Source organism: Dyadobacter sp. OTU695 (genome assembly GCF_038440355.1).
Taxonomy (GTDB): Bacteria; Bacteroidota; Bacteroidia; order Cytophagales; family Spirosomataceae; genus Dyadobacter.
Window position 1 is genome coordinate 1,145,835 of the sequence record NZ_JASATN010000001.1, and the last position, 22,159, is coordinate 1,167,993.

18 protein-coding genes and 1 pseudogene are annotated in these 22,159 nt (G+C 50.2%); 13 read left to right on the forward strand and 6 right to left on the reverse strand.

Annotated elements, in window-relative coordinates; genetic code table 11:
• Positions 1-291 precede the first annotated feature (291 nt).
• The 3 genes and pseudogenes from AAHB90_RS04670 to AAHB90_RS04680 all read right to left on the reverse strand — a co-directional run.
• Positions 292-738: a HepT-like ribonuclease domain-containing protein gene (locus AAHB90_RS04670; RefSeq protein ID WP_342083747.1), complete on the reverse strand. Its 447-nt coding sequence runs from the start codon at positions 736-738 to the stop codon at positions 292-294.
• Positions 725-1,003 carry a nucleotidyltransferase family protein gene (locus AAHB90_RS04675; protein ID WP_342083748.1) on the reverse strand — a complete coding sequence of 93 codons (279 nt, stop codon included), beginning with the start codon at positions 1,001-1,003 and terminating at the stop codon, positions 725-727. Before AAHB90_RS04675 ends, AAHB90_RS04670 begins: the two co-directional genes overlap by 14 nt.
• Positions 936-1,208 (reverse strand): annotated as a pseudogene (locus AAHB90_RS04680) (hypothetical protein); the annotation flags it as partial. The gene AAHB90_RS04675 and the pseudogene AAHB90_RS04680, both read right to left, overlap by 68 nt.
• 332 nt (positions 1,209-1,540) lie before the next feature.
• Here AAHB90_RS04680 and AAHB90_RS04685 point away from each other — a divergent pair.
• The 4 genes from AAHB90_RS04685 (at position 1,541) to AAHB90_RS04700 (ending at position 10,341) form a co-directional block, all read left to right on the forward strand.
• Complete coding sequence (locus AAHB90_RS04685) at positions 1,541-4,687, forward strand: SusC/RagA family TonB-linked outer membrane protein (protein WP_342083750.1); 3,147 nt, start codon at positions 1,541-1,543, stop codon at positions 4,685-4,687.
• Positions 4,688-4,730: 43 nt separating this feature from the next.
• Positions 4,731-6,143 carry a RagB/SusD family nutrient uptake outer membrane protein gene (locus AAHB90_RS04690; RefSeq protein ID WP_342083751.1) on the forward strand — a complete coding sequence of 471 codons (1,413 nt, stop codon included), beginning with the start codon at positions 4,731-4,733 and terminating at the stop codon, positions 6,141-6,143.
• A gap of 130 nt (positions 6,144-6,273) precedes the next feature.
• Positions 6,274-8,319, forward strand: a complete 2,046-nt coding sequence (locus AAHB90_RS04695) for a putative collagen-binding domain-containing protein (protein WP_342083752.1) — start codon at positions 6,274-6,276, stop codon at positions 8,317-8,319.
• A complete protein-coding gene (locus AAHB90_RS04700; RefSeq protein WP_342083753.1) occupies positions 8,320-10,341 on the forward strand; it encodes an aceric acid hydrolase in 2,022 nt (673 codons plus the stop codon).
• Between the two features lie 5 nt (positions 10,342-10,346).
• Here the strand turns inward: AAHB90_RS04700 and AAHB90_RS04705 are convergent, their stop codons facing one another.
• The 3 genes from AAHB90_RS04705 to AAHB90_RS04715 are packed head-to-tail and all read right to left on the reverse strand — an operon-like array spanning position 10,347 to position 11,899.
• On the reverse strand, positions 10,347-10,724 hold the full coding sequence (locus AAHB90_RS04705) for a helix-turn-helix domain-containing protein (protein ID WP_342083754.1): 378 nt from the start codon (positions 10,722-10,724) through the stop codon (positions 10,347-10,349).
• Complete coding sequence (locus AAHB90_RS04710) at positions 10,721-11,086, reverse strand: type II toxin-antitoxin system HigB family toxin (RefSeq protein ID WP_342083755.1); 366 nt, start codon at positions 11,084-11,086, stop codon at positions 10,721-10,723. The genes AAHB90_RS04705 and AAHB90_RS04710 overlap by 4 nt, the downstream gene beginning before the upstream one ends.
• 51 nt (positions 11,087-11,137) lie before the next feature.
• The gene (locus AAHB90_RS04715; protein WP_342083756.1) at positions 11,138-11,899 is read right to left on the reverse strand and encodes a 3-keto-disaccharide hydrolase; all 762 of its coding nucleotides are present in this window, start codon (positions 11,897-11,899) and stop codon (positions 11,138-11,140) included.
• A gap of 254 nt (positions 11,900-12,153) precedes the next feature.
• Here AAHB90_RS04715 and AAHB90_RS04720 point away from each other — a divergent pair, with 254 nt between their 5' ends.
• The 9 genes from AAHB90_RS04720 to AAHB90_RS04760 all read left to right on the forward strand — a co-directional run bounded on the left by AAHB90_RS04720 (position 12,154) and on the right by AAHB90_RS04760 (position 22,150).
• A complete protein-coding gene (locus AAHB90_RS04720; RefSeq protein ID WP_342083757.1) occupies positions 12,154-12,921 on the forward strand; it encodes a DeoR/GlpR family DNA-binding transcription regulator in 768 nt (255 codons plus the stop codon).
• A gap of 241 nt (positions 12,922-13,162) precedes the next feature.
• Positions 13,163-14,623, forward strand: a complete 1,461-nt coding sequence (locus AAHB90_RS04725; protein ID WP_446717873.1) for an L-fucose/L-arabinose isomerase family protein — start codon at positions 13,163-13,165, stop codon at positions 14,621-14,623.
• A gap of 59 nt (positions 14,624-14,682) precedes the next feature.
• On the forward strand, positions 14,683-15,510 hold the full coding sequence (locus AAHB90_RS04730; RefSeq protein ID WP_342083759.1) for a transketolase: 828 nt from the start codon (positions 14,683-14,685) through the stop codon (positions 15,508-15,510).
• 24 nt (positions 15,511-15,534) lie between these two features.
• A complete protein-coding gene (locus AAHB90_RS04735) occupies positions 15,535-16,509 on the forward strand; it encodes a transketolase family protein (RefSeq protein WP_342083760.1) in 975 nt (324 codons plus the stop codon).
• An 87-nt stretch (positions 16,510-16,596) separates the two neighbouring features.
• The gene (locus tag AAHB90_RS04740; protein ID WP_342083761.1) at positions 16,597-17,997 is read left to right on the forward strand and encodes a DUF1593 domain-containing protein; all 1,401 of its coding nucleotides are present in this window, start codon (positions 16,597-16,599) and stop codon (positions 17,995-17,997) included.
• Positions 17,998-18,023: 26 nt separating this feature from the next.
• Positions 18,024-18,980, forward strand: a complete 957-nt coding sequence (locus AAHB90_RS04745) for a D-ribose ABC transporter substrate-binding protein (protein ID WP_342083762.1) — start codon at positions 18,024-18,026, stop codon at positions 18,978-18,980.
• A 2-nt stretch (positions 18,981-18,982) separates the two neighbouring features.
• Positions 18,983-19,600 carry a DUF2291 domain-containing protein gene (locus tag AAHB90_RS04750; RefSeq protein WP_342083763.1) on the forward strand — a complete coding sequence of 206 codons (618 nt, stop codon included), beginning with the start codon at positions 18,983-18,985 and terminating at the stop codon, positions 19,598-19,600.
• A complete protein-coding gene (locus tag AAHB90_RS04755; protein ID WP_342083764.1) occupies positions 19,597-21,117 on the forward strand; it encodes a sugar ABC transporter ATP-binding protein in 1,521 nt (506 codons plus the stop codon). Before AAHB90_RS04750 ends, AAHB90_RS04755 begins: the two co-directional genes overlap by 4 nt.
• 58 nt (positions 21,118-21,175) lie before the next feature.
• The gene (locus AAHB90_RS04760) at positions 21,176-22,150 is read left to right on the forward strand and encodes an ABC transporter permease (protein WP_342083765.1); all 975 of its coding nucleotides are present in this window, start codon (positions 21,176-21,178) and stop codon (positions 22,148-22,150) included.
• Positions 22,151-22,159: the final 9 nt, after the last annotated feature.

Consider the following 22,159-nt stretch of genomic DNA (forward strand, 5'->3'; position numbering starts at 1 on the left):
AAAGACCGGATCATGTCCGGCCTTTTTTTGTTTTTCCTTTGCGAAAACTCGTTCATGAAGCCAGTGGCATTAGGACTGATTCATACGTCGGCTACGCATAATGGCATTTGAAGTGGGTCTGCAAAATGGCGGAATGCCATCGGGCCTTGCCGGTACAATGCGAATATGGGTACTGTTGGCTTAGCCGCAGCGGTGTTTAGTCCCTGGACGAATATTTCGGGTTCGATTTTAGCGAATCACTGGTGCAGGAAAGAGATGGTAGGGTGGAGGAGATGGAAGATGGCAATGTGATTAAGGAGCAAGCAATGTAAAATCGATATGTCTGTAAAAATGACTTTGACGTGCAACATTCAGCTCTTGCTGATCGAAAACTCCGGCGCCGAGTTCTGCTTGAATTAGATATGCGAGGCTTGGTTTGAGCGCAGGAAGGTCTGTTTTGACTATATCGAACACCATTTCATAGTCAATGCCTGTGTAATCATGAGCTACCCGATTACGTAGGCTCCTAATTTGCCGAAAAGGAACATTGGGGTACTTGTCTCTCAAAGTTTCCGATAGCCGGTTTGCTTGTTCGCCAATGTTGATTAACAGCAGCAGGCTGGCATTGAACTGCATTTGATCATCATTTTGGAAGAAATCGAATGCATTAGTGAATCGGGTAGCGTACACCTCAATTTTGCCGATTGATTCAAGGATTATCAGTAAAGGTAAAAGGTCATTGGAGTTAGCGTGTGACATATTTCAGATCTTGGCGAGCGCGATACACGATGATGGGATCTGCGAATTTTTCGGGCACGAGGTCTACTTTGATATTAAGGAGATATTGTAATTTTTCCTTTAATTTTTCACGCACTCGATATTCCATATTTTGTTCTAAAAGAATGTCGATGTCATGATACTTTTCTCCACGCGCAAATGACCCGAACAGTCCCAACTTACTGATCCCGAACTCTTCGAAAATTCGCTCTTTTCGCAATATGGATTCTAGTTCGCGTATTGTCATAGCTCCTATTTTTCTCAAATATATCAAATTGTCCTTCAAAGTTTGCCTCTTTAACCACTTCAGAAGAGTCCTCTCCACCAACCTGTCCGCCTTTAAAGTTAACCTCCACCCCGCCGGAAGGCGAACCGGGTGCAAACGCGCGGCAGAGTGGTGCGCCGGGGGGGGATGTGGCGATCATTTCAACGGCCTTGATGCCCATCGTTTGCGCGACACGTCCGAGGTGTCGTCACCGGTGAACTGCCTGAATTCGGATAGGTTGCCTTGTTAGGTCGAGCTATTATTCTTTCTATTTGTTTTCAGGAAACCTATCTTATGCTTACTAATACAGTTCTTTTTGATTCGATTAGAAAATGGCTAAGTGCCTCTTTTATGCGCCTAGAAGTTACAAAAGCAGGTTTGTGACAATTATTTATAAAAATAAGACATAAAACATTTGCAAATATTTTTTTAAAATAAATTTGTTTATACTTTTCGTAAAAATTAGAATAAAAAAGAAAGAAAAAGAAGATTACTATTTCCCTAACCGTTTGAACTTTTATGAAACAACTCTTACGCATCATTCTGGCATGTCTGCTGGTCATCCAGGCGGTCCATGCGCAGACGCTGTCAGTGAAGGGCAGGGTGACGGGTGTAAGCGACGCCGACCCGCTGCCGGGTGTGAGTGTCGTCATCAAGGGCACGCAGCGCGGAACAACTACCAACTCGGACGGAGCGTTCCAGATCGACGTTCCGGACCAAGCTACTGTTCTGGTATTCAGTTTTGTAGGTTACAAATCTGTTGAGGAAACTATCGGTGCCCGTACTGAATTTGGCGTGAGGCTTGTGCCTGAAAACAAATCACTCGAAGAAGTGGTAGTGGTAGGGTACGGAACCCAAAGCAAGCGCGCGGTGACGGGCGCAGTGATTTCCGTTAATTATGACAAATTCAAGGACCGTTCGTTCAGTAACGTTACCCAGTCGCTCGCCGGAACACTGCCGGGAGTGAATATTTCACAATCTCAGGGTGCGCCAGGCGCTTCGCCGGTGATCAAGATCCGTGGGATCAGCTCGATTACCGCCGGTACCAACCCGCTGATCGTCGTGGACGGTGTACCTTTGGAAAACTTCAACCTTAACCTGATCAATCCGCAGGACATCGAATCGATCGAAGTGCTGAAAGATGCTTCTTCGGCCGCCATTTATGGTTCGCGCGGATCGAGCGGGGTGATTATCGTTACGACAAAAACCGGTAAGCCTGGCAAGGTGAATGTGAGTGCGAACGTCGAATATGGTTCACAGAAAGTAGTGCGCCGTGTCAAAATGATGGATGCGCAACAGTTCATCGAGACTTATATCGATGCAAAAAACAACGCATGGACCGCGCAGGGTGGCAATGCGGGCGATCCTAATAGCGCCAGGCCAACGACATTGCGCATTCCGGAAGACTTTACGACCAATCCGCAACAGTTCGGCAAAGGTACCGACTGGCAGGATGTGATGTTCCGCACTGCGCCCTCGTATAATGCGCAAGTGACGATTACGGGCGGTACCGAAAAGACGCAATACATGTTTTCGGGAGCGTATCTGGATCAAACGGCCGTCCTGGATGCAAACTACTACAAGCGGCTGGCCGTGCGTTCAAACCTCAAAACGCAGATTACCAAGCGGCTTAGCGCGGGCTTGAACATTGGCATAACCTCCATTTTTGACCGGACGGAAGGTACGCAGGGTAAAAGTGACGTGATCAGCCTCGGCCTGCAAAGCGACCCCATTTTCCCGGTTTACAATGAAAACGGCAACCTCGGTTTCCGCGACCCTAACTCGGCCTGGTTCCGTTTTACGTCCTATGCCGATATGAACCTCTGGCACCCGTACTCGCTTACACGCGAGGTCGATAAGGGGCGGAAGTCGTTCAATACATTGGCGACGGGTTACCTGGAATACGAATTCCTTGACGGGCTACGCTTCCGCACCAGTCTGAGCGGCAACCTTTACAATATGAGAAGCAATTTTTATTGGAATGATAAACAGAAATACGGCTACTCGGCCGTCCTGGCCGCGCAGGGTAATGCTAGTGATGCTTATATGCTGAACTGGCTGAGTGAGAATACATTGACATATGATAAGAAGTTTGGCGAGCACGCATTTACCGGTCTCCTCGGCTACACCAGCCAGAAGCAGCGCGACGAAACCATGTATGTGGCGGCCAACAATTTCCCGAACGACCTCGTGCACACGCTGAATGCCGGAACAGTTACGGCCGGCAACACCACCGCCAGTGAATGGTCGCTGCTTTCCTACCTGGCTCGCGTTCAATACAATTTTAGAAACCGGTATTTCCTCACCGGTGCACTGCGCCGCGATGGTATGTCGCGCTTTGGCGAGAATAACAAATGGGGTTATTTCCCTTCTGTTTCGGCAGGTTGGCTGCTTTCCGATGAGGCATTCATGTCGGGTGTGACGGCTGTTAACAACCTGAAACTCCGTGCGAGCTATGGGGTAACCGGTAACAACCAGATCCCTAACTACGGTGCGATCAGCCTGCTGGCAGCAGCGCAATATGTGAATGGTACCAATCTGGCGAACGGCTTGAAAGTGAGCAGCCTGGCAAACCCCAATTTGAAATGGGAGAAAACAAACCAGTTCAACCTGGGTGTTGACCTGGGCCTTTTCAATAACCGCATCAACCTTTCGGCGGAGTTCTATAATTCCGTCACCCGGGATATGCTGCTTTTCGTACCGGTGCCGGACATTACCGGTTTTTCGACCCAATTGACTAACATCGGTAAAATGCGCAACCGCGGGGTGGAGTTGAATATTTCTACAAAAAACCTGACAGGGGCATTCACCTGGACAACTGATTTCAACATTTCCCGAAATCGCAACAAGGTGCTGCAACTGGGACCTGGCAATGCGCCGATCCAGTACGTCGATAACGTTGTGACCGTGCGTACCGAGGTAGGGCAACCGGTTTCGAATTTCTATGGCTACATTTTCGACGGAGTTTTCAAAAACCAGGCGGAAATAGATGCATACCCTCACCACACCAGCACGACGCCGGGCGACCCGAAAGTGCGCGACGTGAACGGCGACGGCAAGATCAGCGATGCCGACCGGACGATACTGGGTAACTATCAGCCCAATTTCACTGCGGGTATTACGAATACGGTGGGTTATAAAGGATTTGAATTGTCATTTCTGTTTCAGGGTTCATTCGGTGGTGAAATTGCCAACAACAATGTGCGCTACCTGGGTACATGGGACAACGGCCGAAATTTCTTTGCGAGTATGTACAACTACTGGCGCTCCGAGAGTGAGCCGGGGGACGGAAGGCATTTCAAGCCGTCGGTGAATTACCTCGGTTTGCAGAAGCAATTTTCTTCCTACTGGGTCGAGGACGCCACATTCGTGCGGTTGCGGAATGTGCGCGTGTCGTATGCCTTACCCGCGAAATGGGCATCGAAACTGAAAGTAAGCAGTGCACGGGTGTATGTGAATGCAGAGAATGTGCATTTGTGGAGCAAATACACGGGGTATGATCCGGAAAATACGACTTACGGTACTACTTCCTATTCGAGCAGCATGGAAACTGCCGGCTCGTACAGCAGCGGCAATGCGCCTGTACCAGGTGCATTCCAGGGGGTTGATTATGGGTCTTATCCGTTGCCTCGGGTGATTACCGTTGGGATCAAAGCTGACTTTTAAATGCCACCACGGTGTCTTCGGGACAACTCAAAACTTGAAAACAATGAAAAAATATGTCAAAACCTTAGCCTTGGCAGCTTTAATAGGAAGCACTTGGAGCTGTAAGGACTCATTTCTCGAACTGGCGCCGGTGTCTAACCCCAGCGCGGAGAATTTTTACAAAACAAGATCGGATTTTGAAACGGCGACGAATGCGGCCTACAACACGCTTTACACCGTGTACCACCCGCAAGGCCCCGTTTCGTACGCCGGCGAGCTGATGTCCGATAACGTTACGATCTTCAACATTTCGGGTAACCAGGCCGACAAATGGCAGTTCCGCGACTACACGCTCGCGCCTGCGAACACGATGGTTTACCAATTCTGGCAGGATTTCTACCGGTCGATCTACAACCTGAATATCATTCTCGATAAAATCCAGAACGCGGAGCTCGATGCCGCATACAAAGTGCAAACGCAGGGCGAAATGCTCTTCCTGCGTTCACTATATTATTACAATATGGTGCAGCTCTGGGGCGACGTGCCGCTGGTAACCCGCCCGATGAGCGCTGCGGAAGCGTACGACATCCTGCGCACGCCCGTAACGGAAATCTATGCGCAGATTACAAAGGACCTTATTGAAGCCAAATCCAAGCTGTCGGCGACTTCCACCATTGCCGGACGAGCCACGAAAGGCGCCGCACAGACCTTGCTTGGTAAAGTTTATCTGACGATGGGCGATAAAGCCAATGGTGTGAAAGAGCTCAAAGAAGTGTACGACAGCAAGCAATACGATCTGCTGCCGTCCTATACGTCGCTTTGGGACCCTAAAACCAAGAATACCAAAGAATCGATCTTCGAGATCCAGTTCCTGGGAGGGTCCGCAACAGCACCTTACAGCAACTATTACCTCGAATTTTTCCCGAATTCCAATGCATTGGGCTTTTATGGCGCGGGAATGAACCAGGTTGTGGACGATATCTGGAATGAATACGAAAAAGGCGACGGCCGCCGCGAGGCTTCGATCGATACCGGTTTTACCGATGCAAAAGGCAATTTTACGAAAGCCAGATTTCCTAAGAAGTGGCAGGACAAAACCGCACCGCTGATCAATCAGAATATCGCAGCGAATAACAATTTCATGGTGTTGCGCTACGCGGATGTGCTGTTGTTACTCTCCGAAGCGACGGGCGACGCCGCCTACCTGAATCAGGTCCGCAAACGGGCCGGGTTGCCATTATATGGAGAGGCCGGTTACCCGGCAAAATACAACACGGTAGCACTGGCCGTCGAGCACGAGCGCCGCGTGGAACTCGCATTCGAGTTTCATCGCTGGTTCGACCTGAAACGTACCAACAGGGTCATCGACGTCCTGACGGCAAAAGGCAAGCCGGTAACGCAGAATAAACTGGTTTTCCCAATCCCAAATATTGTCAGAGACCAGAATGGCAGGATTACACAAAATGCAGGGTATTAGAGTTTATGAGTTCAGAGTTTATGAGTTTCAGAGTTTAGAGTTTCAGAGTTTATGAGTCAAAAGTAAATATGCTGGCTCATAGAAATTAAGCTAGTAAACTTTAAACTCCTGAACTCTGAACTCTAAACTCTTGAACTCCGCAGATGACACCTGGAATGGTCGCGATATGAAGGTTAATATGGGTAAAATCGGCGGTTCGAAAGTGAATGCAAGCTGGTATGATCCGAGGACTGGCAAAACCAAAGTTCTAGAAAAAATAAAGAACAAAGGAATTAAAACATTTAACCCGCCGGGGGAGGTTAGAAACGGGAATGATTGGGTTTTGGTGTTGGAAAATAGCGTTATGCAAAAAGAATTGAAAGGAATGCTCGCCGTTTTGCTTGCCACGGGCAGCGTCCATGCGCAGGATACGGTCCGTTACACAGGTAAAACGCTTGTGAATGTCGACTACCACCACGGCCAGCTCAGTCCGGCCATTGGCGTGCATTCGTACCAGACGTTGCGGGCCAACCGTACCGATGCGAGCGGGGATTCGGCTATTACGTGGACCTACAACCACGCGCCGATGCTGGCGTATTGGAATGGCAGATTTTATCTGAATTACCTCAGCAACCCCGTCGGCGAGCACATTCCGCCGGGGCAAACCCTTTTACAGACATCGAAGGATGGCAAAAGCTGGACAAAACCGGTAGCCATTTTCCCGCCTTATAAAATTCCCGACGGTACCAAAAAAGAAGGACATCCCGGTGTGGCGAAAGACCTGTACGCCGTAATGCACCAACGGATGGGTTTTTATGTCTCCAAAAGCAACCGGCTGCTCACCGTGGCCTATTTTGGAATGGTACTCGATGCCAAAGACGACCCGAACGACGGTCACGGCATTGGCAGGGTCGTGCGGGAAATCAAAAAGGATGGCACTTACGGCCCGATCTATTTCATCAGGCATAATGCTTCTTGGAAACAGCCTTCCGATTATCCGATGTATACCGAAAGCCGGGACAAAGGCTTTGTGGAAGCCTGTGAGGAACTGCTCGCCAACAAGCTGGTAACCCAGCAATGGGTGGAAGAAGCCGATCGTAATGATCCGTTGATCAGTTTGAAAGGAGAATATAAAGCATTCAGCTACTATCACTTACCCGATGGCAGGGTGGTAGGACTTTGGAAAAATGCATTGACCAGTATTAGCAGAAACGAAGGTAAAGCCTGGCTGTACAATCCCAAACGTGCCCCGGGTTTTGTAAATAGCAATGCCAAGATTTGGGGGCAAAAAACGTCTGACGGCAAATATGCGACGGTTTACAACCCTTCCGAGTTTCGCTGGCCGCTGGCGATTTCCGTGAGCGATGACGGTTTGAACTACAAAAATCTGCTGCTCGTGAATGGCGAGATCACCCCGATGCGTTACGGCGGCAACTATAAATCCTACGGCCCGCAATATGTCCGCGGAATTACGGAAGGCGACGGCACGCCACCCGATGGCAACCTTTGGGTGACGTATAGCATGAACAAGGAAGATATATGGGTGTCGGAAATACCGGTTCCCGTGCGGGAGAAGGCCGAAAAACATGCTTCCGACCGCTTCGCGCAAATGCCCGATGGTAAGGAACTCGCCGAATGGAATATTTACAGTCCATTGCAGGCGCCTGTGTCGATTGGAAAAGGGCAGAATGGTAAAGTTCTGATAATCAAAGATATCGATCATTTCGACTATGCGAGAGTAGAGCGCGTTATTCCTGCTTCAAAAAAACTGATCGCTGAATTTTCAGTGAGCCCTGGCCAAAACAATACCGGCCTGCTCGACATTGAATTCCTCGACGCAAAGGGTACGCCGGGCATTCGTTTGTCTTTTGATTCGACGGGCGTGTTCCGTACGAAAGCGGGGTATCGCAACAAAAATCTTTTGAATTACCAAAAGGGCCAGCGTTATGAGATCAAGGTACAAGCTAATGTCGAAACGCGGCTTTACACGGTTGTCGTGAACGGCAAGCAGGTTGGAACCGGCGTGCTTTTCGCCCCGCTGGAAGCTATAAGCCGCATTGCATTCCGCACGGGCGACATCCGCCGCTTCCCGGATGCCGATACGCCGACGGACCAGATGTACGATCTGCAGAATGGTGGTATTCAAGACCTGGAAGCTGTTTTTGAAATAGATTATTTGATTACCAAGTCATTTTAAATGAAAACTACTAAAACCATTATCGCGCTCTCGCTGGGATTGGGGCTGAATGCATTGGCACAGGAGAATGCGCTGGTGAATACTTCGCAAAGTAAATTTGTAAAACTCCATGGCACCGACATGACGGCCGTTCAATGGACGCAAGGCTTTTGGGCAGACCGTTTTAAGGTATGCCGCGAAACCATGGTGCCGCAGCTCTGGAAAACCTATACCGACCCGAACCTGAGCCATTCCTTTCGCAATTTCGAGATCGCGGCAGGGTTCGAGTCGGGTAATTTCAAAGGGCCTTCTTTTCATGACGGCGATTTTTACAAAACATTCGAGGCGGTAGCGAGTCTCTATGCCGCCACCAAAGACCCGAAACTGGACGAACTGATGGATAAAACCATCGCGGTTATTGCCAAAGCACAGCGAGCGGATGGCTATATTTATACAAAAGCGATTATCGAGCAAAAACAGAACGGTGAAGGCAAAATGTTCGCCGACCGGCTGAGTTTCGAGGCGTACAACTTCGGCCACCTGATGACCGCCGCATGTGTGCATTACCGGGCTACCGGAAAAACGAGCCTGCTCGACGTCGCCAAAAAAGCGGCCGACTTCCTGATTACTTTTTATAATGCAGCCACGCCGGAGCAGTCGCGCAATGCCATTTGCCCGGCGCATTACATGGGTCTTTCGGAGCTTTACCGCACCACGCGCGACGAAAAATACCTGACGCTCGTGAAACACCTGATCGCCATCAAAGGCGCCACGGAAGGTACGGACGACAACCAGGACCGCATTCCGTTCCTTAAACAAACCAAAGTAATAGGTCACGCCGTGCGCGCTAACTACCTGTACGCGGGCGTTGCGGACGTGTACGCGGAAACGGGCGACGAGGCGTTGCTCGCGCAGCTGCACACGATGTGGGACGACGTTACCCAGCACAAAATGTACGTCACCGGCGGCTGCGGCGCGCTTTATGATGGGGTATCACCCGACGGCACCTCCTACAAACCCGACGAAGTCCAGAAAATCCACCAGGCTTACGGCCGTGATTATCAGTTGCCCAACTTCACCGCCCACAACGAAACCTGCGCCAATATCGGCAACGTGCTCTGGAACTGGCGTATGCTGCAAATCACCGGAGAGGCCAAATACGCTGACATCGTGGAGCTTGCATTGTACAACAGCGTGCTTTCTGGTATTAACCTCAAAGGCGACAAATTTTTGTATACCAATCCATTAGCCTATTCCGACGCATTGCCGTTCAAGCAACGTTGGGAGAAGGACCGGCAAGCTTATATTTCCAAATCCAACTGCTGTCCGCCTAATACGGTCCGCACCGTCGCCGAGGTAGCCCAGTATGCTTACAGCCTTTCTGACAAAGGCATTTTCTTCAATTTGTATGGCGGGAACAAGTTTCAGACAGCCGTAAAAGGCGGCAACCTCCGCTTGACGCAAACCACTGATTATCCCTGGTACGGAAAGGTTTCCGTGACATTGGAAGAAGCGCCGAAGGAAGCCATTTCCCTATTCTTCCGCATTCCGGGCTGGTGTAGCAACGCCACTTTGGGGGTGAACGGTAAGAGCGAATCTGTAAAATTGGTTTCGGGTAGTTATGTCGAAGTGAAAAGGGCCTGGAAATCAGGTGATAAAGTTGAGCTGGTGTTCGATATGCCTGTTAAACTCATCGAATCCAACCCGTTGGTAGAAGAAACGCGCAACCAGGTCGCCGTGAAGCGCGGGCCGGTAGTTTATTGCGTAGAATCCATTGATTTGCCCAAAGGTAAAACTATTTTTGACGTCGCTATTGCTGCTAAAAATAACTTTAAGCCTTCTTTGTTGACCATTGAAAACAGCCCGGTCATGAGTCTACAAGGCGACGCGGTACTGGTAGATAATTCGGACTGGAACAAGAAGTTATACCGCGAAATCTCTGCGGAAGCTCCTAGAGCGATCCCGGTTCGGCTGGTACCGTACTATGCCTGGGGGAACCGGGGGCATGGGGATATGTCGGTTTGGTTGCCGCTGGTACGGTGAGGTAGTTAAGCATTATCCAGCAGAAGTCCCGGATCGATGCCTAATTTTTGATATACTGCTTTTAAGAAAGGTACGTCGGGCTCCTGTTTGCCGTTTAGGATTTGGGAGAGTTTTGTCTTTCCCAATCCCAGCATTTCGGCAAGCCCGGCTTGGGTTAGGTTAAGCTCGAAACGCTTGCGTTCAACCATTTCAGGGATTGTTTCGGGAGGAGGGAATGGGAAATGTTTATCTTCATACGCTTCGGCGGCGAGCGCCATATCGCGAACTTTGTCCTTCTCGGCTTCTGTAAGATTGGCCTCTCCTCTGTTCATCAACTCGTAAATTTCATCCATTGCGGATTCATACTCGGCCTCGGTGTTGTAGGTGATTTGTTCGGTGCTCATAGCTTCCTTTTATAATTGACAGTTGAAGCATTAACTTTGTTATACTCGGAATGCGTACCTAAAAATACGATATAAATCGTTCGTCTGTCGAAGTGGACAATAGCAATTAAACGATGTTCATTTCCATTTACATTAAACACATATCGGTCATTGCCAACGTAATCAGCGGAATTGAATGATCTTTTCAAATCCGCGTGACATGACCAATCTGATTTCTTTGTCGTTCGATACCATTGGTCTAGTGATTGTCTAACATGCGGATGTGAACTAATGTAACGATTAATAGTGGATTTTGATATGATAGCCGTCATCCGAGATAGGGGTGGTAAACTTCTCGAATATCGACTACAGCGTATTGGCATTTGCAATTTTGTGCCCGAACTGACTTGATCCGTTATCAAACGGATTTTACCTCACAACTCCCTCACCCAAATATTCCGAAAACTCACCCGGCTTCCATGCTCCTGCAACTGCAATGGCAACTTCGACTCGTGGTATTTATACTTCGGATAGCCCTGGTATACCATCGGGCCCTGTAACTCGACATGGTTCAAAATCAACACATTATTATGGAAAACAGTCATGTATGCGGGCTTTTCGACCGTTTTGTCCGACCGGAAAATGGGGGCTTCGAAAATGACATCGTACGTCTGCCAGGTTTGGGGCTTGCGGGCAGCGTTTACGAGCGGGGCGTGTTGCTTGTAGACGCTGCCGGCCTGACCGTTGTAGTAGATTTTGGTATTGTAATTCCAGGATTCGTAAATCTGTAATTCGTAGAGACCCATCATGAGCACGCCGCTGTTGCCCCGGTTGAAATCCTTGTCTTCCGACGGATCCGGCGTGCGCCATTCGAGGTGGAGCTGCATGTTGCCGAACTTTTGTTTGGTGCGGATGTCGGTGGCCTTGGGTACGATGGTTATCGCATCACCGTCGGGCTTCCATTTCACGGGCGAGCCGTCGGGGTGTTCCCATTTGTTCAGGTCGGATTGCCCGCTGTATAATATGATAGCGTCCGAAGGCGGCTGCGAGTAGGTTTCGCCAGGCGTTACCAGCGGTGGTTTTACCGACCAGTCTTCCGTTGCCGATGGGGCGGGCAATTTTTCTTCTTTTTTGGATTGCGCAATGGCTAAGCTGTTGATGACCAGTAGCAGTATTCCGGCGAATAGCGGTTTCATAGCAAGGGTGTTCAAGTATGTCGGATTAACAAAGTCAAGCAAAAGTCAACTGCTTGTGGTTATATAAAGAAATAATAGCACAATAATTCACTATTGTTTTCAATTTTCTGTTTTTATTTTCTTTTATTTACGTAAATTTGCTTTTGATAAGTTTACGTATTCTATTTGAGTTGTGAACGGGTTTATTTTCTGTCGGTATGTGACGAATTGTTTCTTTTCCATCTATTTTTAGGTAAAAAACAAAAGTTAACACAATGCTGGCAAATCAGAGAAGAGAGAAAATACTTGAACTGTTAAAAGAAGACGGCTCGGCGAAGGTGGTCGACCTTGCCCGGCTGTTTAAGGTAACCGAAGTAACGATACGGCAGGACCTGGACAAGCTCGAAAAGGATGGCCTGGTGATCAAGGAACACGGCGGCGCGTTTTTGAAGAATGTCGAAGACCAGGTGCGCAACTTTTCACTCGCCAACCAGGAAAATCTCGATAAAAAGGAGCTGATCGCGGCCAAATGCCTGGAATTTATTTCCAATGGTGATACGATCATCCTCGATTCGGGTTCTACCACGACCGAGATCGCAAAGAAGCTGCGGGGAAGCAACAAGCACCTGACGGTCATTACCAATGCGTTGAATATCGCATTAATCCTAGGGGCCGAAACGGGCATTGAGGTGATTATGACGGGAGGCGAGTTCAAGCCGCCGACCTTGTCGCTGACAGGCCAGAAAGCCGCCGACTTTTTTAAAGGCCTGAATGTGCAGAAGCTCTTCCTCGCCACGGCGGGATTGTCGCTCAAAGCGGGCCTCACATACCCGAGTATCGCCGACCTCGTAGTGAAGAAAGCGATGATCGACGCCGCAGATACGACTTACCTCGTAGCCGACTCGACCAAAGTAGGAAAAAGCGCATTCGCAAGCCTGGGAGCCCTTTCGCTGATCGACTACATCATCACCGACGCCGGGATCGAAGAGAAGCATCAGCAGCTGTTCCACGACAACGAAATCGAGTTGATTATTGCGGAATAGTCAATGATTGAATGATTGAATGACTGACCGGGTCGCCGGTGCGATGATTGAATGATTGAATGAGCCGCCGTGGAACGGTGAATGATTGAATGATTGACCGGGTCGCCGGTGCGATGATTGAATGATTGAACGAGTCGCCGGCATGAAGATTAAATAATTAAAGCTTAAAGCCTAACGCTTACAGCTTAAAGCCTAACGCTTACAGCCCAAACAAAAGCCGACAGCCTCATATTCCATGACCATGAAAAGTATCGGAGTCATTATAGGTAACAGGGATTTCTTTCCGGATCGGCTGGTGGCCGAGGCTCGGGTGGAGATTGTTGATTTACTTAAAAAATTAAATATCAATGGGATTATGCTCGATACCGAGGCTACCAAGCTGGGTGGCGTAGAGACGTTCCAGGATGCGCAGAAATGTGCGGCGCTGTTCCGGGCACATCGGGATGAAATTATGGGTGTGCTTGTAGTTTTGCCCAATTTCGGCGACGAACGCGGTATTGCCGAGACGTTGAAGCTGGCCGATTTGAATGTGCCCGTGCTGGTGCAGGGTTATCCCGATGACCTCGACAAGCTGGATGTAGCCCGCCGCCGCGATTCGTGGTGCGGCAAGATTTCGGCCTGTAATAACCTGTATCAATTCGGTATCAAATACACGCTTACCACCAAGCACGTCGTGCATCCGACAGATCCTTCATTCATTAAAGACCTGAACGATTTCGTGGCGGTTTGCCGGGTTACCAAAGGTCTGCGCAATGTGCGCATTGGTGCCATTGGCGCTCGTCCGGGCGGGTTCAACACGGTGCGTTACAGCGAAAAGATATTGCAGCGAAATGGTATTTCGGTTGTGACGGTCGATTTGTCGGAGATTTTGGGTAATGCCAATAAGCTGACGGCCCAGGATGCAAAAGTGAAGGAACGTTTGGATAAGATCACTTCCTACGCCTCCCGCGGGCGCACGCCCGATGAAGCTTTGATACAAATGGCGAAGCTGGATGTGGTTCTGGGAGATTTTATTGAAGCAAATGCATTGGACGCTACGGCGATACAATGCTGGACTTCGGTGCAGCAGAATTATGGTTGCAATGTGTGCACGAGCATGAGCATTATGAGCGAAAATATGATGCCGAGCGGCTGTGAAGTGGATGTGACGGGTACATTAAGTATGTATGCGTTGCAACTCGCATCAGGCTCGCCGAGCGCGCTGGTGGATTGGAATAACAATTACGCCAACGATGATAATAAATGCGTGCTCTTCCATTGCGGTAACTGGGCGAAGTCGTTTTTGCCCGATATCGAAATTTCGACGGCGCCGATCCTCGGCACGTCGGTAGGAGAGGAAAATACCTGGGGTGCACTGGCGGGGCGCACGCCTGCGATGCCGCTCACGTACGGGCGCATCAGCACGGACGACCCGCGCGGGGTCATGAAGGCGTACGTAGGTGAGGGTCGGTTGACGGACGATACGCTGAAAACCTTCGGTAACCGCGCCGTAGCCGAGATCCCGAACCTGCAAAATCTCATGCAATACATCTGCCGCAATGGTTTCGAACACCATGTGGTGATGAATGCATCCAAAACGGCAGGTATTTTAAAAGAAGCATTGGGCAATTACATGGGCTGGGAAGTGCAGGTTTTCGACGAACCTACACAACAACCTTCTCCCACGCGCGTGCCCGACCGCGAACTCGCGTCGCAGAACTGAACCCTGAGCTATCGGTAAATTACAAATACCGGCACAATGCCGGATTAATGCTAAAAGTCATGTCGGAAAAGGAGCTGACGCAGAAATCGGTGGAGTACCGCAAGAAAATACTCAAATACATCTATCAGGCCAAAGCGGGTCATACCGGCGGCAGCCTGTCGTGTATCGATATTTTGAACGTGCTCTACAATTATACGATGGACGTTGATCCCGGCCATTTCGACTCGCCGGACCGCGACCGGTATATTCAAAGCAAAGGGCATACCGTGGAAGCATTATATGTAGTGCTGGCATCGCGCGGCTTTTTTCCTGAGTCGGATTTGGAGACTTTGTGCAAATACCAGTCGCACTACATCGGGCATCCCACACGCAAGGTGCATGGCGTCGAGCAGAATACCGGCGCATTGGGCCACGGCCTGTCGCTGAGTGTGGGCACGGCCATCGCCGGCAAGCTTGACAAGCGTGACTACCGCGTGTTTACCGTCCTCGGCGATGGCGAGTTACCCGAAGGCTCCAACTGGGAAGCGGCCTTGTCGGCCTCGCATTACAAGCTGGATAACCTGTGTGCGATTTTGGACAAAAACACATTGCAAATCAGTGGCCCGACCAGCGCAGTGTGCAATACAGATCCTGTGGATGAAAAATTCGGGGCATTCGGCTGGGCGGTACGGCATGTCGACGGCCACAATATCGCCGAACTGATGGCCGCATTCGATGCATTGCCATTTGAAAAAGGTAAGCCCAGCCTCATTATCGCGCATACCGTGAAAGGCAAAGGGGTAAGTTATATGGAAAATCAATTGAAATGGCATCACGGCGTACCCGATCCGAAGCAGTATGCCGACGCGATACAGGAACTGGACCTTCTGGAAGAAACACTTTCCTGAACCGTTCGGCGATAATCAATTTAAATGCAAGAAATAGTGGATGCGACTATCGAGAACATTGCTGTGAGCCAGCGCACTAACCTGGAAGTTTTTTCGGGTACATTGCAGCACCTCGCCCAAACCGACAGGGACATTATCGTGGTAACAAGCGATTCGCGTGGCTCTGGAAAGTTAGTGCCGTTCGGGCAGAAGTTTCCCGAACAGATTATCGAAGTGGGCATTGCCGAGCAGAACCTGGTTGGCGTTGCCGCTGGCCTGGCTTCGACGGGCAAAAAGGTTTTTGCCGTATCCCCAGCCTGTTTCCTGACAGCCCGCGCATTGGAGCAGATCAAAAATGACGTTGCCTATTCCAACAATCCGGTCAAGTTGATCGGTATCAGTGCGGGGGTGAGCTACGGCGCATTGGGATCTACCCACCACAGTTTGCATGATTTCGCCGTTTTGCGAACGATTAACAACATGATGATTGTCGCCCCGGCCGATAATTTCGAAGCAGAACAGGCCATTTTACTGGCGGCCGAAAGCGATATCCCCGTGTACATCCGTTTTGGCAAAAAACAAATGCCGCTGCTTTCGGAGGACGAGAAGACTTTCGAATTCGGAAAAGGACGCATTGTACGCGAAGGCAGCGATCTTACCATAATTGGCGCGGGCGAGACGGTTGCGCCGGCCTTACGCGCTGCGGAAAAGCTCAGGCGGGAGCACCATGTGGCGGCTGCCGTAGTGAGCATGCATACGATCAAACCGCTGGATTACGATCTTTTGCGAGATATCGCCGCTACCGGGCAACCGGTTATCACAGTAGAAGAGCATAGCGTTTACGGTGGCCTGGGTGAGGCCTGTGCTTCGTTTCTGATCCAGCACGATTTCCATAACCGGTTCAAGATCATGGGTATTCCCGACGAATATACAGTCACCGGCTCTCAAACCGAGATTTTCAATCATTACGGTATTTCAGAAGGTGGCATTGCCGCCGCGGCACTCGGCCTTATCAGTTAATCGCTCGTCCATGTAAGTGTAAACAAGCGGTTAATTAGTCGTTGTAACATCAGGTCTTTTTCGAATAGGGTTATTTGGTCAAAATTTATGAAACTGATAAGACAGATATTCTGTGGTGCCCTGCTGCTTTGTGCCGGCGCCGCTTATACGCAGGAGGCGAAACACCGGGTACTGGTGCTGACGGACATTGAAAACGAGCCGGACGACACCCAGTCGATGATCCGGTTTTTGACCTATTCCAATCAATGGGACATCGAAGGCCTCGTTGCCACGACTTCCATTCATCAGCAAAAACGCGTCGCACCGGAAAAGATCAAACAGCTTATAGAAGCGTACCGGAAAGTCCGTCCGAACCTGCTTTTGCACGAAAAAGGTTATCCCGAAGCAGATTACCTCGTGAGTGTCACCAAAAGTGCCTATCCCGATTTTGGCCTGAATGCCGTGGGCAAGGGCAAAGATTCCGAGGGTTCCGAGTGGATTATCAAGGTAGTTGATAAAAAAGACGACCGGCCTGTCTGGATTCCCGTTTGGGGCGGCGCCAACTGCCTGGCACAGGCGCTTTGGAAGGTGAAAATGACTCGTTCACCAGAGGATGTGAAGAAATTTGTATCCAAAATAAGAATGTACACGATATCGGACCAGGACGATACCGGTCCGTGGATCCGCAAGAATTTCCCCGAAGTATTTTACGTAGGCAGCCCCGGTTACCATGCAGCGGGTGCTTACCATTACGCGACCTGGTCGGGTATCAGCGGCGACAAGTTTCACGGACGCTTCGCCGGCGCCAATTTTGAAATCGTAGACAATCCCTGGCTCGACGAGCACGTACGTAGCCACGGCCCGATGGGAAAGGAATATCCATTCACAAAATTTCTCATGGAAGGCGATACGCCCTCGTTCCTGGGCCTGATCAATAACGGCCTCAACGATCCCGAGCACCCCGAATACGGCGGCTGGGGCGGACGATACGAGCTCTATACGCCACGCACACTTAAATACTTCTATGAGCCAGAAACCCGGCCGATCTACACCGACGCGATGGACGAGGTGAAGGGTATTGACGGCGCCTACCATACCAGTAATAAAGCCACATTATGGCGCTGGCGTGAGGCATTCCAGTATGATTTTGCGGCTCGGATGGACTGGACAATCAAGCCTTACAAAGAAGCGAACCACCCCCCGAAAGCCGTCGTGAAAGGCGGAACGCGCATGAATGCGAAAGTAGGTGAAACCGTGCAGCTTAGCGCCGAAGGGTCCCGGGACCCCGACGGCAATGCGTTGGCCTACGAATGGATCTATTATCCTGAGCCGGGCAGCTATAATATCAAGGAATCTATCGGCATCAAGGATATAAAGGCAGCGCAGACGTCTTTTGTGGCTCCAAAGGTGGAAAAACCGGAGACTATTCACGTGGTATTGGCCGTGACCGACAATGGTACGCCTGCGCTGACGCGTTACCAGCGCTTGATCGTAACCGTGTATCCGTGAGACCGGTTGCCTAAACCCATTGAAGTATGAAAATCAGCATAAGTTACAGGATAGCACTTTTTTGCGTCATTTTCGGACTTGGATTTATCGGTTGTAAAACAAAAGAATCCGAAGATGAGCCAAAAAAAATTGCCATCGTGATCTCGACGCTCAATAACCCGTGGTTCGTTTTCCTCGCGCAAAAAGCCGAGAAGAAAGCGAAGCAGCTGGGCTACGAATCCAAAGTTTTTGATTCACAAAACAATACCGCGCAGGAGACTGACCATTTCGATAATGCGATCGCCTCGGGTTATGATGCCATTTTATTTAATCCTACCGATGCCGACGGTTCCATTGTGAATGTGAAGAATGCGGTGGCGGCCGGCGTACCCGTGTTTTGTATGGACCGGGAAGTGAATGCGAATGGTGCTGCTACCTCGCAAATCCTGTCGGATAGCTATTCTGGCTGCGTGGCGATCGGCAAATACTTTGTCGAGACATTGAATAAGAAAGGTAAATACGTGGAAATCCTAGGGATGGTGGGGGATAATAACACCTGGAACCGATCGAAAGGCTTTCACAGCGTGGTCGATTTCTATCCCGGGTTGAAAATGGTAGCTCAGCAAAGTGCCGATTTTGACCGTAACAAGGCTATGGAGGTCATGGAATCCATCCTGCAAGCGCACCCGGATATCGACGGTGTTTTTTGCGGAAACGATGCAATGGCCATGGGGGCTTACCAGGCGTTAGTAGCTGCCGGAAAGGCCGGCCACGTGAAAGTATTTGGTTTTGACGGCGCTGAGGATGTTGTCAAATCGATTCAGGACGGGAAAATCCTGGCAACCGGAATGCAGTTTCCCGAGGTAATGGCGCAAACCGCGGCCACATTTGCCGATGAATATTTTAAAGGTAAACGTGATTTCCCCGGCAAAATGCCGGTGGCTGTGGAGTTGGTAAAAAAGGATAATGTCGAAAATTATGCCGCTTACGGCGAAAAAGAATAGCTATGCCCAAACCGATCCGATACCTGCTTTGCGTGGCGGTGATTGCATTGCTGGCTTACAATTCAGTGTATTTCAAAAAACTGGATGAAGTGAAGGCCGGCAGTGCAACGTTTGACGCCGCCGGTTATACCAAAGATTTCTGGGAGAAAAAACTGACGCCGGGCCTTTCCAAAGCCGTCGATCTCTACACGTTGACCGCACTTTTGAAAACAGACAAGGAAAAGGCATTTGACGAGCATTCACACGCATTGGGTATTGGTAATATCCGCTATTTTCTCGTCAAAGGCGAGGGTATTGTGAATGGGGTGAATGAGAATGAGGTGAAGGTGGAAGTTGGGGAGAAAGAAGTGCGCATTGCTACCGAATACATTTTCGGTAACGCGGTCCGAGATGCTTCCGGTGCGATCGATATCAATGCGTTTACGAATTCCATGGATTTCAATAATGTATCGGCCGAAATCAACAAGCTGATACGAGAAAAAGTAGTTCCGCCATTTAAATCCAAAGCAAGGAAAGGTGATCGTGTGACATTTTACGGCGCCATTGAACTGAACCGCGAGCACCTGCAGGTGAATGACATTGAAATCATTCCGGTAAGTCTCCAAATCGAAAAGCCATGACGGACACAGCGACATTGTTGGAAGTGAAGAAGGTTACCAAGCGGTTCCCGGGCGTGATTGCGCTGGATGATGTTTCGCTGTCGATCAAGGCGGGTAAGGTTACTGCGCTGATCGGTGAAAATGGGGCCGGGAAGTCGACACTGATGAAAATCCTGTCGGGCGTCTACCCCGATTTTGAAGGAGAATTTCATTACAAGGGAGAGCCCACGAGGTTTTCAGACCCAAAAGACGCGCAGCAACATGGTGTAGCGATCATCCATCAGGAACTGAACCTGATTCCTTATCTAACCATCTCTGAAAACATTTTCCTGGGGCGCGAGCTGGTGACGCAGTATGGTACGATGGACAAAAGCCGCATGCGCAAGCGCACACAGGAACTTCTCGACCGGTTGAAACTGAAAGTCAATCCCGATTCGCAGGTTTTCAAGCTCAAAGTGGGGCAGCAGCAGATCGTCGAAATTGCGAAAGCATTGCTTACCGACGCTGAGTTGATCATCATGGACGAACCGACCTCGGCCATCACCGGTGCGGAGGTAGAGGTTCTGTTTGACATTATAGCTGATCTCAAAGCCCGTAATAAAGCCATCGTTTACGTTTCTCATAAGCTCGACGAGCTCTTCCGCATTGCAGACAATTACGTCGTGCTTCGCGACGGCAAAAGCATTGAATCCGGCGAAATGGCAGGAATGACGCAGGATCGGCTGATCAGTAAAATGGTAGGGAGAAAAATCGACGTCATGCGTAAAACTGTCGGTCGCGGCGTGTGCGAACCGTTGCTGGAAGTGAAAAACCTGAGCCTGAAAAGCCGCCTGAAGGCCGGTAATGTGCTTCATAATATCTCATTTAATGTAGGTAAAGGCGAAATCGTCGGCCTTTTTGGACTGATGGGCGCCGGACGGACCGAGCTGCTGGAATCGATCTTTGGGCTGCACCCCGCGCATGCGAGCGGGCAGGTGCTGATCGGTGGTCAATCCGTTTGCTGCGACTCTCCCGCTCGTGCCATCGCCGCCGGGCTCGCGCTCGTACCCGAGGACCGGAAAAAGGACGGGTTGGTGCTGGGACTGGGTGTGAAGAACAATATTAGTCTCACCACATTAGAAGAAATGGAAAAACTCGGCACGCTCAACGATGCGAAAGAATGCGAGCTGGCTGATCACTATATCAGTGAATTGCGGATTAAGACACCATCGAAAGAACAACAGGCGAAGAACCTCAGCGGGGGCAATCAGCAGAAGATCGTGCTTGCCAAATGGCTCGCAACGCGCCCGAAAGTGCTTTTGCTCGACGAACCGACGCGCGGCATCGACATTAATGCCAAAACCGAGATTTACAAACTCATCATCCGCCTGGCCGACGAAGGATTGGGTATTCTCGTGGTGTCGTCCGAGCTTCCCGAAATCCTGGCCATTTCCGACCGCATTCTCGTGATGTCCGAGGGCCGGCTAACCGGCGAGTTTCTGGCCAGCGAAGCGTCGGAGGATGGAATTTTGAAGAAAGCAATAAGCTTTAAGCAGTAGGCTATAAGCTTTTGAATATTAATTGCAATATATAAACCATCAAAAAGCATACAGCCTAATGCCTATTGCTTACAGCACTAAAAATCTCGCCAAATTCCAGTCGCTCATAGCATTGTTCCTGCTATGCCTGACATTAAGCATCCTGTCGGACAAGTTTCTGACGTTTTCTAACCTTTGGAACGTCATGCGGCAGATTTCGGTCAATATCTGTATCTCGGTAGGCATGACGCTCATCGTGCTTACGGCGGGGATCGACTTGTCGGTGGGCTCGGTACTGGCATTATGCGGCGCGATTACGGCCGGTTTACTCAAAAACGGTATTGAAATACCTTCTGAAAACCTGTACGTCGGGTTTACTGTCCTCGGCGCGATCCTCGCAGGCGGGTTGACCGGCTCGGCGTTGGGTGCATTCAATGGTTGGGCGATTACGCGGTTCAATGTGCCGCCGTTTGTTGCTACGCTCGCGATGTTGACCGTCGCAAGAGGCCTCACCATGCTCTGGACGGGTGGTTTCCCGATCAGCGGGCTGGGGGAGACGTTTCTTTTTATCGGTACCGGCTGGTTTTTGGGTATTCCGGTGCCGGTATGGATCTCCATCATCGTGGTGGCGCTGGCCGTCTTCCTAACCGACAAGACGCGGATCGGTCGCTACATTTACGCCATTGGAGGCAACGAGAGCGCCTCACGTTTGTCAGGGATCAATGTTAATCAAGTTAAAATCATCGTCTATACCATTGCCGGAGCGCTCGCAGCGGTGGGCGGGATCATGGTTACTTCACGCCTCGACTCCGCCCAGCCCAACGCGGGCATCAGCTACGAACTGGACTCGATCGCGGCAGTCGTGATAGGCGGCACCTCGCTCTCGGGCGGGCGCGGAAGCATCCTCGGCACGGTGCAGGGCGCGATTATCATTGGGGTGTTGAACAATGGTTTGGTACTATTGAATGTATCCCCGTTCTGGCAACAGGTGGTGAAGGGGTTGGTGATCTTGCTGGCGGTAATTATTGATAAGTCGAATGGGAGGGGGGAATAAGCGGGCTAT